Source organism: Sphaerisporangium viridialbum, from assembly GCF_049674955.1.
Classification (GTDB): domain Bacteria; phylum Actinomycetota; class Actinomycetes; order Streptosporangiales; family Streptosporangiaceae; genus Sphaerisporangium; species Sphaerisporangium viridialbum.
Genome location: NZ_CP187232.1, coordinates 9,674,717 through 9,689,428, shown reverse-complemented (window position 1 = coordinate 9,689,428; position 14,712 = coordinate 9,674,717). Strand labels below are relative to the sequence as shown.

At 66.7% G+C, this 14,712-nt stretch carries 12 protein-coding genes and 2 CRISPR repeat arrays (1 of these 14 running past the window's edge); of the genes, 1 reads left to right on the top strand and 11 read right to left on the bottom strand.

What is annotated here, in order from left to right:
- Positions 1–73: 73 nt before the first annotated feature.
- The 3 genes from ACOZ38_RS43605 to ACOZ38_RS43595 are packed head-to-tail and all read right to left on the bottom strand — an operon-like array spanning position 74 to position 1,525.
- Complete coding sequence (locus ACOZ38_RS43605) at positions 74–346, bottom strand: hypothetical protein (protein WP_424536681.1); 273 nt, start codon at positions 344–346, stop codon at positions 74–76.
- Positions 339–707, bottom strand: coding sequence for a hypothetical protein (locus ACOZ38_RS43600; RefSeq protein ID WP_424536680.1), 369 nt, complete (start codon positions 705–707; stop codon positions 339–341). Before ACOZ38_RS43600 ends, ACOZ38_RS43605 begins: the two co-directional genes overlap by 8 nt.
- Complete coding sequence (locus ACOZ38_RS43595; protein ID WP_424536679.1) at positions 704–1,525, bottom strand: SAM-dependent methyltransferase; 822 nt, start codon at positions 1,523–1,525, stop codon at positions 704–706. Before ACOZ38_RS43595 ends, ACOZ38_RS43600 begins: the two co-directional genes overlap by 4 nt.
- A gap of 85 nt (positions 1,526–1,610) precedes the next feature.
- Here ACOZ38_RS43595 and ACOZ38_RS43590 point away from each other — a divergent pair, with 85 nt between their 5' ends.
- Positions 1,611–1,868, top strand: a complete 258-nt coding sequence (locus ACOZ38_RS43590; protein WP_424536678.1) for a GntR family transcriptional regulator — start codon at positions 1,611–1,613, stop codon at positions 1,866–1,868.
- A gap of 777 nt (positions 1,869–2,645) precedes the next feature.
- A CRISPR array of direct repeats spans positions 2,646–4,444; the repeat unit is 29 nt; unit sequence GGGACCATCCCCGCGTGCGCGGGGAGCAC.
- Between the two features lie 183 nt (positions 4,445–4,627).
- Here the strand turns inward: ACOZ38_RS43590 and cas2e are convergent.
- From cas2e to cas3, 8 genes are read right to left on the bottom strand one after another with little or no spacing between them, the layout of a single operon-like run.
- Entirely contained in the window at positions 4,628–4,978 is a 351-nt protein-coding gene (gene cas2e / locus ACOZ38_RS43585; RefSeq protein ID WP_424536677.1) for a type I-E CRISPR-associated endoribonuclease Cas2e, read from the bottom strand.
- Entirely contained in the window at positions 4,975–5,943 is a 969-nt protein-coding gene (cas1e, locus tag ACOZ38_RS43580) for a type I-E CRISPR-associated endonuclease Cas1e (protein WP_424536676.1), read from the bottom strand. The genes cas2e and cas1e overlap by 4 nt, the downstream gene beginning before the upstream one ends.
- Before the next feature lie 4 nt (positions 5,944–5,947).
- Complete coding sequence (cas6e, locus tag ACOZ38_RS43575) at positions 5,948–6,634, bottom strand: type I-E CRISPR-associated protein Cas6/Cse3/CasE (protein ID WP_424536675.1); 687 nt, start codon at positions 6,632–6,634, stop codon at positions 5,948–5,950.
- Positions 6,634–7,356 carry a type I-E CRISPR-associated protein Cas5/CasD gene (gene cas5e, locus ACOZ38_RS43570; RefSeq protein WP_424536674.1) on the bottom strand — a complete coding sequence of 241 codons (723 nt, stop codon included), beginning with the start codon at positions 7,354–7,356 and terminating at the stop codon, positions 6,634–6,636. Before cas5e ends, cas6e begins: the two co-directional genes overlap by 1 nt.
- A complete protein-coding gene (gene cas7e / locus ACOZ38_RS43565) occupies positions 7,353–8,558 on the bottom strand; it encodes a type I-E CRISPR-associated protein Cas7/Cse4/CasC (RefSeq protein ID WP_424536673.1) in 1,206 nt (401 codons plus the stop codon). The genes cas5e and cas7e overlap by 4 nt, the downstream gene beginning before the upstream one ends.
- Positions 8,558–9,208, bottom strand: a complete 651-nt coding sequence (gene casB / locus ACOZ38_RS43560; RefSeq protein WP_424536672.1) for a type I-E CRISPR-associated protein Cse2/CasB — start codon at positions 9,206–9,208, stop codon at positions 8,558–8,560. The genes cas7e and casB overlap by 1 nt, the downstream gene beginning before the upstream one ends.
- Positions 9,205–10,908: a type I-E CRISPR-associated protein Cse1/CasA gene (gene casA, locus ACOZ38_RS43555; protein WP_424536671.1), complete on the bottom strand. Its 1,704-nt coding sequence runs from the start codon at positions 10,906–10,908 to the stop codon at positions 9,205–9,207. The genes casB and casA overlap by 4 nt, the downstream gene beginning before the upstream one ends.
- Complete coding sequence (gene cas3 / locus ACOZ38_RS43550; RefSeq protein WP_424536670.1) at positions 10,898–13,816, bottom strand: CRISPR-associated helicase Cas3'; 2,919 nt, start codon at positions 13,814–13,816, stop codon at positions 10,898–10,900. The genes casA and cas3 overlap by 11 nt, the downstream gene beginning before the upstream one ends.
- A 793-nt stretch (positions 13,817–14,609) precedes the next feature.
- Positions 14,610–14,712: a CRISPR direct-repeat array (repeat unit 29 nt; unit sequence GGGACCATCCCCGCGTGCGCGGGGAGCAC); it runs 2,242 nt beyond the window's last position.

The window sequence follows — 14,712 nt, the reverse complement described above, 5'->3', positions numbered from 1 at the left end:
CCGGGGCCACTCAACGGCAACGGCCGTCGAGAAGCGTTCATCGCGGCATGGTCCCGGTAGGCGATCGGCGCGGTCATGGCCCGCCTTGCGTCGAGGCGGCCGCCGGAAGTGGCTGGCCGAACAGTTCGAGGAACTCGGCGACCTTGTCACGCGCCCGCGCGTAGGCGGCTTCCTCGCTGGCGAACCTCTCGATCTCCTGGGCACCCTTGGGACCGGGCAGCTTGCAGTGCAGCTCGTAAGGCCGGCAGATCATGTCCAAGGTGAAGGCCCGCACCCCGCCGACCATCCCATGTCTCAAAGCGTGCACCTTGCCCGACGTCACCCAGACGATCTCCACCTCAGCCACGACCAGACCCGCTCTCAGCGTTGAGCCCCCGCAGTTCCCGGTAGCGCATGGCTACGCGCCGCGCCGCGGATTCGGGGGCATGCGTGGAACACCAGGTGTAGACCCACCGCCCGGTACGCTCGGATACGCGGCCGGTCCACCAGCGGTAACGCAGGCCACCAGGACCGCTCTCGCACCAGATGACCAAGCCCGCGCAGACCGACAGCGCCGCCACACGATCACCCTCGTGCGGGTCAGCGGTGATCCCGAAAGACTCCAACTCCCGGCTCAACCGCAGCGCGGCCACGGTGGCCGGGGAACGCCGCGCCGAGGAGCCTCCGACGACCGGAATCTGTGCGCCCGCCGGCCCAGGAGCGGTCACGGCTTGCGCCCTATCCCGCCGTAGGCCCGTACGCGGTTGTCCTCGAAGAACAGCGGCCCGTCCGGCCGCCACAACGGCAGATAGACCACCCCCGGCGCAACCAGTTGCAAGCCGTCGAAGAACTCGGCGATCTCCACACAGGAACGCAGCACCGCCGGAGCGCTCGCACCGCGGTAGGAATCGGTTGCCCCGCTCAGCTCCCTGTGCCGCTCCGCGTGCGAGATCACCAGGTACGAACCCGGCGCCATCGCCTCGATCAGCGTCGAGACGATCCCATACGGGTCTTCCTTGTCGGCGACGAAATGCAGGATGGCGCACAGCAGGACCGCCACCGGCTCCGCGAAGTCGATCACACCACGGACGTGCGGATCGCCCAGGATCTCCCAGGGCCGACGCAAGTCGCCGGGCATCACGTGCGTGTTCGGGTTATCGGCCAGCAACGCGCGAGCGTGCACCAGCACGATCGGGTCGTTGTCGACGTAGACCACCCGCGAACGAGGATCGGTGCGTTGAGCCACCTGGTGAACGTTCTCTCGCGTGGGCAGCCCTGTCCCGATGTCGACGAACTGTCGGATACCGGCCTCACCGGCCAGGAACCGCACTGCACGGCCCAGGAACTCCCGATTGGCCCGAGCCATCAACGGCACATGCGGAGACTGCCGGATCACCTCCTCGGCACGCTCCCGATCAACCGCGAAGTTGTCCTTACCGCCCAAGTAGTAGTCGTACATCCGCGCCACGCTGGGCGTACTCACATCCAACTGGCCAGGCAGAACCCGCTCCGACCCCTCGCGGGGGTCCCGGTCCGGTGCTTCCATGCGGGCATCATAAGCACGACAAGCCATAGCGCGCTATAGCGTGCCGTCCATCGCCAGGCGCGTCATAGCTTCCTACGGTTGCCTCATGATCGAGCTGAAGCCGAATCAGCCCAGGTGGCGACAGGTCCATGCGATCATGCGCGAGCGCATCCGCTCCGGCCAGTACAAGCCAGGCGAACGCATCCCCTCCCTCATCGACCTTGTCGAAGAGTTCAGTATCGCCAACGCCACCGCCCAGAAGGTCATGCGCGCCCTACGAGCAGACGGCCTCATCCACACCGAGCCCGGCATGGGCTCATTCGTCACCGAGCCAGACGAGCATGCGCCCTCGACAGCCGAGTAATCCGCCAGCTAGGCGGAGCACTCCAGCGACAGCGAACCAGACTCGCCCGCTTTACCGGATGAGAACTTTCTTCCCGTCATTAAAGGCGGTCCGCTGCGCGGTCCGCCGCGCGTCGGGCGGTCGCTGGCCGCGCTGCGGCTCTTCGGCCGGTCGCGGCCCGCACCGCCCACGCGCTCAGGACGGCTGAGTCGGCCTAGTTGACGGTAGGTCTGTCATCTCCGCTGTCTGTAGCTCACCTCCGAGCCAATTGATCGCGACAGCGAGAAGGATTGGCGGAGGCCGTGACGATCGCTGACTTCGGTGCCGCTGGATTGATGGCGGGGCGATCGACTGCCGCAGCCCTCCTTCGTCGGGCCTTGCCATCGCTAGGCGTGGTACCGCTTTTCGATCCATTCTGGGACGATTCGCCGCACTGACTATTCGCCAATGGTTGTGAATTGGCGGCATGTAGCCGTCCCCAGAATGTGACTATCGCCGACATGCGATGATCACACTGCTCGTGGCGTTGCGGACGAAGGGGAGATGAGGGGGGTCTCCAGTACTCAAGCTCCAGCTGCCGCTTGCCGTCTCGCCAACCCCACACCCTTCGCATACCAGGAGTGTTGCGACAAATACTGGAACCCGCCCGCCGCCACGGGGTCACGGTTCGAGCGACGTCAACACCCCGCGTGCGCGGGAGCACAGCGTCTTGGACACGATCGCGAGCTCGATCCCGGGACAATCCCCGCGTGCGCGGAGGAGCACAACCATGGCGCTCACCAAGGCACCCAAACGCAGGGACCAATCCCCGCGTGCGCGGGGAGCACTACGACGTGTGGCCGGCCGACCCCGATCCGGCGGGACCATCCCCGCGTGCGCGGGGAGCACGGTTTCCTGTCCGGGCACGAGAGCCCGGAGCTGGGACCATCCCCGCATGCGCGGGGAGCACAGCGCGCATGAGTTCAAGACGGCGCAGGAGATGGGACCATCCCCGCGTGCGCGGGGAGCGCAGGCCGTTCGTAATCGGCGTCCAGTCGGTGGAGGGACCATCCCCGCGTGCGCGGGGAGCACAGCCCCGAGGGTCTGGGCATTCTGGCCGAGGTGGGACCAACCCCGCGTGCGCGGGGAGCACCCCCGGAAGCTGATCGTCGCCTCATACAACCCGGGACCATCCCCGCGTGCGCGGGGAGCACCCTGCGATGCCCCGATTCGCCCCCGTCGCGCAGGGACCATCCCCGCGTGCGCGGGGAGCACTCGATGGACGCGGCGATGGCCTGCTGGAGCTGGGGACCATCCCCGCGTGCGCGGGGAGCACCGACGTATGGACGGCCGTGATGGAAAGGGCCGGGGACCATCCCCGCGTGCGCGGGGAGCACCCATGCACCGCGCGTCAAGTGCGATCACCTTGGGGACCATCCCCGCGTGCGCGGGGAGCACAATCTCCCACTCCTCGTAGGTAACCTCGGCTGGGGACCATCCCCGCGTGCGCGGGGAGCACTCAACCAACTGCCTACGATCCTGATCCTGAAGGGGACCATCCCCGCGTGCGCGGGGAGCACATGGAGACGATGCGCCCACGGTTGAGGATCCAGGGACCATCCCCGCGTGCGCGGGGAGCACATCCTCGGGCAGATCGGCGAGCTCCGGTCCCGGGGACCATCCCCGCGTGCGCGGGGAGCACTACCTGCCCGTCTACCGCAACGGCACCGACCCGGGACCATCCCCGCGTGCGCGGGGAGCACAACCGGGGCGACACGTGTCAGCGCCACCGCCTGGGACCATCCCCGCGTGCGCGGGGAGCACCTGTTGACGGACCGCGAGGTCGCAGACGTCGAGGGACCATCCCCGCGTGCGCGGGGAGCACCTGGAGCTGGAGCCGGCCGTGGCGGCCCAGATGGGACCATCCCCGCGTGCGCGGGGAGCACGTGAGCGTCCGCAGCAGAGCCAACGGATCGCTGGGACCATCCCCGCGTGCGCGGGGAGCACAGGTCCGGGGCTCTAAGTTATCGACTGTCTAGGGGACCATCCCCGCGTGCGCGGGGAGCACAACACTCCCAACTTTCCGCAGGTCGGCGCCAGGGGACCATCCCCGCGTGCGCGGGGAGCACCGGAGGTCGCCCTGCTGGTCAGTAGTCACGGAGGGACCATCCCCGCGTGCGCGGGGAGCACGCGAGGAGTGTTCCGAGTCGGCCTCATGATCGTGGACCATCCCCGCGTGCGCGGGGAGCACGCCGAGGCCCCGGCCAGCGTGGTCACCGGCTGGGGACCATCCCCGCGTGCGCGGGGAGCACCCTTGCGGAGACGAGCTAGCAGAGTTCCAGTGGGGACCATCCCCGCGTGCGCGGGGAGCACATTGAAGGCATCACTGACAGGACCAATGGAGAGGGGACCATCCCCGCGTGCGCGGGGAGCACGCAGCCAGGCCGAACTTGTCGCGCGGCGACACGGGACCATCCCCGCGTGCGCGGGGAGCACTCGGGCGGGGTGCCGAAGAACCACATCTGGTGGGGACCATCCCCGCGTGCGCGGGGAGCACCACGCCGAGCGCTTTGGCCCATGCGGTCATGAGGGACCATCCCCGCGTGCGCGGGGAGCACACTCACCGACCTGCGCTTCTTCCTGCCGCAGGGGCGTGTTTTCATCACTTTCAAGAACCGAGATTATTGCCCGTGAATGCGAAAAATGCCTGAATGAACTCATAACTACACAGACCAGGTAAAACTGGAAGAATCGCGTTTGAGGCTGGTACCGGTGGGACGGCTGTGTGGCAAACAAGGTGTTCAGCGTTGCCGGTATCGGCGGCGCTTGGAGACGTTGCTCCAACCGCTGGGAGAAGGCGCCGCAGTCACCGCAGGTGTCTCCTTCGGCCGGCGGATCAGGATGAGTCCCTCGTGGTCTACGGGTTGCCATTTGTGATCGTGGGTCTCGAAGGTGAAGCCCTGCTCGTTGTTGGTGGTGTAGGCCAGCAGGGCTCGCCCAGTGTCCGCGTACTGCTGCACCTCGGTCCAGAGCGCCTCGCGGATGCGCGCGGACGGGCTGCCGATGAACACTCCGGGTGAGATCTCCATCAGCCAGCGGGTCAGGAAGCCGCGCAATCCGGCGGGGCAGCGGGTGAGGACGACGATGGTCACCAGTCCACCTCGTACACGTTGTCGTCGCCGTAGTTACGACCCGATTCCACTTCAGCGCCGTGGTCGCTCTGTAGGGTGACGTGGTCGATGTCGTCGCCGGCGGCGAAACCGGCGGCGGCAGCCTCGGCGAGGATGAGGTGCTTGATGTCCTCCACGCATCGACGCAACAGCCCAACGCTGTTGACGTGATCACGTATGGCTCGACGGGTACGCGAGCCGACGTCATCCGGGCTTTGGGCCGCCACGTCGAAAGCAATCGGCAACGCGATCTCGGTCTTGTACAGGTCCGCGATGTCCAGCACGAAAGCCAGTTCGTGCCCAGAATGGATGAAGCCGAGCCCGGGAGCGCAGCCCAGCGCGGTGACGGTGGTCTGAGCGATGCCGTACATGCACTGGGCGGCTGCGGTCACCGCCTGGTTGGCCGGGTCGCCGGAGTTGAAGTCGCCGGGCTGGTAGACGCGGCCGCTCCAGGATAGGCCGACCCGTTCAGCTTGAGTGCGGTAGCAGTCCTTGACCCGACGGCCCTCCCGGCCCAGAAGTTCCTGTCGGGACAGGCCGGTCACATCCTCGCCGGGGAAGCGCATGCGGTACATCTCGCGGGCGACCTCCAGACGGGTGCGGCGGTTAGCCCACTTGGTGGCCTGTGCTTGGACCAAGGCGGAGGAGCGGTTGAGGGATCGCCCGCCCGAGTAGAACCGCACGCCTTGCTCTCCGACCCAGACCACACCCGCTCCGCTGTCACCCAGCACACTCATCGCCTGATGGGTGACACGAGTGCCGGGGCCGAGCAGCAGGGTGCCGATGGTGGCGGAGGGGATGTGGGTGATGCCGTTGGCGTCTTCGGCGGTGATGGCGTTGTCCTCACGATGCAGGGTGCACCGCTCCAGGTAGACAAACGAGATCCGGTCGCCCATGCGAGTGAGCTCGCGCGGTGAAGATGCGCCGCGTCGGCCAACCGTGCTCAACGGGCTACGCCTCGGCCAAGGTCATGAGGCCGCAGCCGTATGCCTTGGCCTTTCCCAGCCCGCGGACGAGAGTGCGCCGGAACGCCTCGACATCGGTGATCTCCAGGCGCCCATCGTAGGTCACCGTGACCAGCGTCACCTGCTGCCGCTGCCCGCTCTTCCTGAAGGCGAGTTGGCGACGGTCGTGCACGATCAGCTCATGTTCGTCCTGGGGAGCCAGACGCCGCTCCGGTGGCTTCTCCACCACTTTGAAGCCGGCGTTCTCTTGGCGTTTCAGCAGCCAGTCGCGTTGGTGGCGTAGGCCGACGTGTGCGGTGAGCTTGGTGGGCTCGTCATCCCTGCGGCGCGCGGTGTGGACTGGGTTGGCCGTGAGCCGGAATGCCCACCGCTGCCCGGTGGCGAGCCGCGACAGGAATGACCCGTAGTCGTAGGTCTGCCAGCCTCCGGTCTTAGGCCAGCCGGCTTGCTCCACCAGATGGGTGAGATCGGGTTTGTCTGGGCTGACCAGGTACAGGTACGTCTCCGCCTTGCTGTTGTGGTCGATCCGCCAAAGTACTCGCTCACCGTCCTCACCGGGCTCGGGGATCTCAGCGAAAGAGGACATGACTGCGGCGTGCAGCATCTGCGGCGAGGACAACACCCGGCGGGCCCCGATGCGCGCGGTGTTGAACCGGAATCGGGTCATATGCATTACGCGCCTCCCAGGACGGATGTCGGGTCATGGTTGGGGATCGCAGCTCGCACGGCGCGGCATGCGGGGTTGGCCACGGTGCACGATCTGTTGCGTACGCCGCGTAGCGCATATTGGCGGTGCAGCGGGTCGAAGCTGATGGGCTGGTCCCGCAGGGTGTCCACCGGCCCGTCCGCCGACGTGGCCTCCTCTAAGAGCGTCAGGGTGACGGAGGCCTCGTTGCGGTGACGGCGCTGGTACCAGGGGGCGGCCCGCCATGGTTCCTGCTGCAGTGCCTCACTTAGCGTGCGATCGTGATGGAAGCCGAGATCCACTCGCCGCGCCGGCGGGCAGGACCGGCGGCCCAGGTAGGGCAGGAAGCCCGGCTCGCGTACCGCCCGATGCAGATCCTCGATCAGGTCGCCGTCATCGCTTTCAACCGCCGCCACGAAGACGGCGTCGGCCAAGTAGAAGCGGTCCGAGACCGGCAGCGCCTCACCAGTGGTGAACCGGTGGGCGGTTTGGAAGTCGCGCAGCGGGGTGCCGGGCTGGTCGATGCGCACGCCGAAGCGCAGCGTCACCAGGCCATGCAACTCCTCAGTGCGGGAGCGTCCCTGTGCGGCGGCCAGCAGCCCGATCACCCCACTCTTGGTGGGAGCGGGCTCGGTGGTGCGCCGGGCGAAGCGCGATGATGCCCCCCAGGACTGCAACGGCCCGGCGAGTTGGAGCACCAGGACGCTCATGCGCCGTCCTGTCGCCGGGCGATCTCCGCTCCGATCGTCGTCACCAGCTCCGGCAGTGGCAGTTCCGTGCCGAAACCGGCCAGCGCCTGGGTGTTCTTGCCCACCCGCATGATCCAGCAGGGGGTGTCCAGAGAGACGCCGTATGTCTGCTCCATGTCGGGCAGGTAGTCGGCGAGCCGTTCGCAAGCCTCTCGCATGTACCCCCCGACTTGCGGATCGGTGCGGCACGGCTCCTCGAAAGCTCCCACGAAGTTGATCGGTCGAGTGGAACGCAGCTTCACCACAACCGCTTCCGGCAGTGTGTGGTTTCCGAAGGTGTTGATCTTTCCGGTGGGCAGCGAAGTCAGGAAGCACTCAACGAAGGCCTCGGCGGCCCGCCGGACGGGCTCGGTCAGCGGCTCTTCTTCCCGCAGCCCTTTGCCCAGGTTTCGGCTGAGCAGGTCGATGTCCACGGCGGCGTAGCGGTACAGGGTGGCGGAGTTGAACTCGACCGTGCCGATCATCCCGGCACCCAGGTCGTCGGTCTCGCGAGTCTTGTAGTCGTCCACGGCGGTGTAGTAGTCGGCCTCGTTCTCTGCCCGGTGCACACTGATGGCGTGGGCGACCTGCGCGGCGGCGTCGACGTTGATGTCCGCGCCGTCGGCCACCATACGGCCGAACAGGGCGATGTCGACGGAGTGGCGGCTGTTGGCGAGCTGCTTGGCCAGGTCCTTGGTGGCCTTGTCCTTGAAGAAGTCCTTGCCGGCGCCATGGGCCTTGACGGCGAGTTCCGCCAACCCGTCCAACTGGTGGGCGCTCAGAAACATGAGGTATTTGGACTCCGGCGCCGGCGTTGGGCCCTGCTTGTCCTTGGAGGTGTCTGCCTTACGCTTGGGTGGCTCGATCTTGGAGCCGGTCGCGGTCTGGATAGCCTCGGCGGCCAGGGCCCACGCCTGCGCCTGCTCAATTGAGCCGTCCAGGCGCGTGATCCGCTCGGCCAGCAGTTCGGCGACCCGGCGGGTTCGGACGCCGAGTTCGCTGGGATCCAGCAGTTCGTGGAAGCCGCGCCTGGTGGCCCGCTTCCATGCCTGGCTGGAGACTCGCGCCCGCGGCACGCCTCCGTAAGTCGCACTCTTGGGCGAACCGGTTGCGTCGCGGTTCAGACAGCTGGGCGGGACGGTCTGGAGCGCGTGGACTTCGAGAATCGTTCGAGTGCGGATCATCACACGTCCTTTTCGGGGGATCCGGCGTCACCGGGCGTGGCGGGGGTGCTGGGCCGGTAAGCGTGGAAACTGCGGCCCCAGCGGTGGCGTACCTTGCGTATTCCGTCCGGGAGCTGAGCTTGGTAGAGCTGCCCTGCCAGGAGCGCGTAATCGAGCGGGATGGACTTGCCGCGGAGCAACGAGACGATCTCACGCAGTCGATCGGCAAGCGCCTCAGAGGTGGAAGCGGTCCCCACCCGGACGAACCGCCGTCGGATTCCGTCGTCGATCTCCCCGTTGGACATCAACTGGCGCACGGCGGCCCCGAGTTCGGCGTCACGGTGTCGCCGGTGCATGCCTTTATCAGGCCGGGACTGCTGGTGCAGGGCGTAGAGGGTCACCGCCAGGAAGTGAGCGGCCTCGGCCCTCTCCCATTCGTGTTCGGGCACCTCGTTATTGGTGAACAGGCCCTCGGTGCCGGTCATACCCCATAGGTCGGGCATTTCTTCCGGAACCTTGCCGGCGCCTCGCCTGAGCTGGGCCAACGCCGCAACTGCGGCCGATCGGTCTTGGAGGTAGCCGCGCTGCAATCCGGCGATGTATGCCCCGGTGATCTCACCGATCACCTCGGCGACGGGCCGGCGGTCGGTGGTGGGGGGTGTTGAGGTCATGACGGTGCCTCCACATGGTTTTGCTCGCTCTCATTGAGCTGTGGCTCGGCCGTTGTTCCGTCCACAGCGGCTGCGGGCAGTGCCTTGCTTAGCCGAGCACGGAACATCAGATCGGCTCGGGAGTTGTTCAGCCACACCTTCTGGCCGGCGCGGGTTTCGATGACGCGCCCCTCCCACACGGCGTCGCCCGCGTCCCGTACAAGATCGGCACCCAGCCGGCCGATGATCCGGTGAATCTGCCTCTGCCACATGGTGCGCTGCTCCTGAGGGTCATCGTCGCGGCGAAGCCCGGCGAGCCAGACACGGAACGGCTCATCGAGGGCGGCGAAGCCGACGTAACGCGCGCTCTCCTTGGCGGAAGCCTGCTCGGCGCCGGCGGCCTGGGCCAGGTCGGCGGCGAAGTCACCGAGTGCGGTCACCGCGTCCTCGGCATCCCTGACCGCGCCAATGGCGGCCTCCCCGAGGCCGGTATCGCGGTGGCGTAGCAGCACCAGGGGCATCGTCACGGCGTCATCGATCACCTCGTCGATGACCGACTGCTGGGTGCCATAGACGGCGCCGAACAGCCGGGCCCGGATCAAGAAGTCCGGAGGCAGATCGCCCTCGATGGTCGTGCGGGCAACCCAGTCCAGGATCCGGGGCCGTACGATCTGCGCGGCCTCACCCCGCTGCGCGCTCCACTGTGTGCGTCCGGCGACCAGCGCCCCCAGCCCGCGCCAAGCACTACGGCTGGGATCGTGCTCACGCGGCAGGTACACCTGCGCCTGGCCGAGCTTCTTTTCCTGGGCCTCGCTGCGCCGCCAACCGGTCATCGGCTCGCGATCATGCCGGTTATGCGGGGTCAGAGGATCGCCGTAGGCGAGAATGACCCCGTACACGCCATCGGCGTCGTACACATAGCGCACCCGCCGGGACTGCCAGGTGTACAAATCCCGCACCCCGGCCGGGCGGCGGCTCAGCGCCACCGGATCCATCTGCCCAGCACCCGCCGGTGGCCTCCGCCAGGCCGGAAGGTCAGGGTCGGGGCCGATGCGCAGGGTGTCGGTATCGAAGGCGATTAGGTTGAGCAGCAATGTCTCGCGTAGGTTCTCGCCCTCGACGCACACGCCACCCAGGGAACCGGCCCAGGCGACACCCTGCGGGTAGACCTTGCCGCCTTTGACCCGAGGGTCGCCCACGGCGCCGGTCTTGATCCCGGAAGTGTCGAAGGCATGCGCGTGCACGAGCCAGCGGGCGGCCTCGGCGAAACTGAGCCGCGGGGTGCCGTGGGCCCGCATCGTGAAGAACCGTGCTCCGTTGGGCACGTCGGCGACGATGCGATCCAGCGAGGTGAACTCGCCCGTGGCCGTGCGCAGGCCAGCGGTCTGGAAGAACGGCGTCTGAGGGTGGAGCAGATCGAAGCGCTCCCGGTGGTCGGCCAAGTACTTCGTGATGCGCCCGATCGGCAGCCCACCATCCCAAAGCTCCTGCCACTCCTCAACATCCCCCGGCCCGTCGATTGCATCGTGCAGGACCGCCAGGAGCAGCCTCAGCAGTGCAAACTCCTGGGTGGGCACGTCGCCCACCAGTCGCCGCAACTCGCCGGCCTGCTCGAAGACCTCCCTCAGGGACAACACATCCCCTGTTCCGTCCTCGCGCAGCACCGGCAGCCACTTGACGCTGGTCAGATCGAATGACCCGGTGGCTTGTTCACGCGGCATGAGTCACCTTCAGCCCATCGTCGGGGGTGTAATGCAAGTCGTAGCCTGCCAACCGGGTCCGACATTCTTCGTCGAACATCAAGATCAGCTCGCCGGCCAGCCAATGGCTCTCCTTTGCCTGCCACGCCGGAACGCATTCGGCCTCCAGCTCTTCGATGGCACGGTCCATGATCTGTGGGATCGAGAACTGGAACGGCAACCGGAGACCGGACGCCGCCACGATGCGCGCCAGACGCGGTTCCGGCACTGAGTCGGTGGGCAATGCCAGCCCGCCGCGTCCTTCGCTCAGGTGCGGCATGCTGACCAGCGTTCCGTCTGCTCGGCGCTGTATGACGAGCACCTCCAAGGTCTCCCTGCTGTCGCGGACCTGCGCCTGCCCCTTACGGCTATCGTCGGCGTCCCCCACCCCGGCATCCACCCAGCCGATCAGCGCCCGGCCAGCCTTTCCCACACCGTTGAGCCGGAACCCCTCCGCCCTCTCCACCTGATCGGCGCGATGCAGCTCCTGGTCGGCCCACGCTCGATCCATCGCCTCCTGCCACGCCTCAGGACCGATCCGCTCGTTCCCATACGCGCGCTGGACGAGCGTGCTGATGTCCTGGGGAAGGCGTACCACTTGCCCCGTCTCTGATGTTCCCGAAAGGAACGGCTCCAGCACGGCCGCCGACCGCAGCAACGGATGCATCCGGTAGATCCGGCGCGATCCGCGTACAGGCTCAACCGGGACTGCCTCCCAATCAGCGCCGGTCAACAGACAGCGGGCCGTACGCAACCGCAGCGGGCGCTCACACTGCCCTTCCCCTCGTCGGTGCCGGTGCAGCCGGCCCATGCGCTGCAACAGCAGGTCAACAGGACAGAGATCCGAAACAAGGAGGTCGAAGTCGATGTCAAGGGACTGCTCCGCCACCTGACTCGCCACCACGATGTGAAGGCCAGGGGGCCTGTGCCCGGAACTCTTGTCTGGTGGGCCGAAACGCTTCAACAGGTCGGCGTCCTTTTCTGCGCGGTCAAGATCCAGAAAGCGAGCGTGAGCCACGGTGACCCGTTCAGCGCCGAAGCGTTCGCGCAGGTACTCGGCCGTCTCAAGAACGCGGTCCACAGTGTTCAGGATCACCAGGGCGCACCCGCCCTCGGAGAGTTCCTCGGCCAGGCGGCCGCTCAGAACACCAAGATCGTCCTGTATCCGCTCAAGGCGCACCTCCACACTGCGACCAGACGCCTTGACGGTCTCGGTGACCGGGGGGCGACCCGGCTGGACGGCCGTCAACAGAGGGTAGCCATCCGCGCGCTCCACCTCATCGAAGTGAGCGTCGCCTGCGGACGTCCCCGCGTATGCCTCGGCCAGCTCGCGGCGGCGTCGCGCCGGCAACGTGGCAGATAGCACCACGACCGGCACCCGGTAGGCACCCAGCCACGACAGCGCCCGGTCCAGGTAAGAGTTCATGTACGTGTCGTAGGCGTGCGCCTCGTCGATGATGACGACCTTGCCTGCTAAGGCGAGGTGACGTAGCGCCAGGTGCCGGCTCTTCAGCCCCATGAACAGCAACTGGTCGATCGTGCCCACCACGAACGAGGCCAGCATGCCCTTCTTCTTGCCACGCAGCCACTGGTGCGCCACGAGCTCAGCGGACGAGACCCTGCGGTCACCCCGGTGACTCCAGTGATCCTCCCTGCCGTCGGACTCCACCCCGCGTACGCCCCGATGACCAGCGCGTACTAACTCGGCGTAGTGGTCATTCAACGCCGCTTTGGAATGCGCTAGGAGCACTGACCTCGGCCCGTGCTCCCCCTCCGTGTCAAGAACCCTATGCAGCCAGTCGGTCATCCGAGGGAACATGGCGTTTCCCGTAGCCATCGTGGGCAGCGCGAGAAAGCAGCCACCCGCCCCGGAACGCGACGCGAAGATCTCGGCGACCGCCAACGCAGCCTCTGTCTTACCCTCACCCATGGGCGCCTCTATCACCAGCAGGCCTGGCGACGCCATGGCCCGCGTCATCTCGACTGCACGCTCCTGGACGGGACGGATTCGTGAGCCAGGTGGCAGCTGAAAGCGGGAGGTGAACAGGGCGGACGGCTCTCCCGTGAACTCCGATGCTCGCCACGGTAGCGGCAGATCGAGACCACGCCAGGCCGCTTCCACCCGCTTCTCATGACCACGATGCGGAGCATCCGGAAAGTACGGGAAAAGGTCCGGATTACTGGCGATCCAGTCCGCGACGATCACAAGCCCAGTCAGCAGTACTTGTGCCGGCTGTGTGAGCTTGACCTCCTGCCAATCGGCTAGGCGGTCCCGAACCGCGCATGTCTGTGTGCATAGGTCGAGGATCTCCCACTGCACGGAGTGCCACAGCGACGCACAGTTGGGTGCGCGCAGTAGCTCCGGGTGAACATTGAGCTGCCGAATATCCTCATAAGCCGGTGGAACACCATGGTGCCCCCCAGCGATGATCGTGAACTGCATAGCAGCGGACCGCGCCCAGCCGCATCGCTCGATCAGCCATTCTTGAAGTAGTACTTGGCCGGCCAAGCCGTGCGGCCCGAGTATGCGGTCTGGCATCTGCTTGTATAGCGGCATATCCAGCCCCGCCGCACGCATGACAGCAGCCAGTGATTCTACCTGACAGGCGAACGCCGGCGTGGCCTTACCAATGTCGTGAGTGGTCGCCAGCCAGATCGCAAGCTGGCGTGCATCTTCCACCCCGCCGGGAAGACAAGCAGCGATCACGCGGTGAACTTGGGGAGGAAGCCAGTGGTCCCACAGCAACTCGGCTACCGCGCCGCTATCAGCCATGTGCCGCCACAACGGCAACCAGCCATCTGAGTCCCGATCGTGCTTGGCCCAGACCGCACACGCTACTGCCGACAACCCATCAGCGAACTGCCGGAACGTCGGCTCGTCATTGAGCATGGAGGTCATTAAAGAGCACAACTCGCGGCAATATCCCGAGAGCTGTAGAGAACGTCCTAATAAGGACACCGAAGGAGCAAGATCCCCCCTCCGGGGGGAGAGATCTTGCCTCCGGCTGGCCCCCAAGCGAACGTATCCCCGCGTGCGCGGGGAGCACTTACATGTTGCGCTAGCCACGGGGCCATCCCCGCCTCGCGCGGGGAGTAGGCCGTTGCGCCCAAAAGGACACCTCGGCTGACTGACGATACCGGGGCGCGGCTTCCGGGCTGTACGGCACGGTGGGCGTGATGATCAGGGCAAACCTACTTTTTCGGCGGCTTGGTGATCGATCTGGCCCATAGGAACGCAGCTCCGAAGCCGGCTCCTCCTGCTAGCAGCGCTTGCGGAAGGGAAGCCCCCGACAGGTAGGTGAGTGTGCCTGCCAGGCCACCCACTATGGCTGCGAACAGCAGCAAGACGAATGTCCCGAGGTCTAACGGAGGCCAATCTGAGTTCACATGCGAGCCCTTCATGTTGCACTTGCCACGTTCGCTGATCTGACGGACGAAGATAGCATGATCAGGGTCGCGACTGAAGAGGAGAGGCCACGACTCCTGCGGGTCTGTCCAAGAGTGATGGGCTATCCCGGGTGCGGGGAGCACAGGGCGACGGCGGGCACACGGTCACACTGGACGGGACCATCCCCGCGTGCGCGGGGAGCACGGTTCCCAGGTCGCCAACCAGGGCGCATACGTGGGACCATCCCCGCGCGAGGGGAGCACTCCCACCAGATTTCAGGCAGGTTGATCACGTAGGGACCATCCCCGCGTGCGCGGGGAGCACGGGCCGATCTGGAGTTGCCCCCCAGTGATGCGGGGACCATCCCCGCGTGCGCGGGGAGCACGGCAGGGCCTTGC

Coding starts and splice junctions, on each gene's coding strand:
- ACOZ38_RS43595 (WP_424536679.1), bottom strand. CDS start 1,525: ATGGAAGCACCGGACCGGGACCCCCGCGAGGGGTCGGAGCGGGTTCTG.
- ACOZ38_RS43590 (WP_424536678.1), top strand. CDS start 1,611: ATGATCGAGCTGAAGCCGAATCAGCCCAGGTGGCGACAGGTCCATGCG.
- cas6e (WP_424536675.1), bottom strand. CDS start 6,634: ATGCATATGACCCGATTCCGGTTCAACACCGCGCGCATCGGGGCCCGC.
- cas5e (WP_424536674.1), bottom strand. CDS start 7,356: ATGAGCGTCCTGGTGCTCCAACTCGCCGGGCCGTTGCAGTCCTGGGGG.
- cas7e (WP_424536673.1), bottom strand. CDS start 8,558: ATGATCCGCACTCGAACGATTCTCGAAGTCCACGCGCTCCAGACCGTC.
- casB (WP_424536672.1), bottom strand. CDS start 9,208: ATGACCTCAACACCCCCCACCACCGACCGCCGGCCCGTCGCCGAGGTG.
- casA (WP_424536671.1), bottom strand. CDS start 10,908: ATGCCGCGTGAACAAGCCACCGGGTCATTCGATCTGACCAGCGTCAAG.
- cas3 (WP_424536670.1), bottom strand. CDS start 13,816: ATGCTCAATGACGAGCCGACGTTCCGGCAGTTCGCTGATGGGTTGTCG.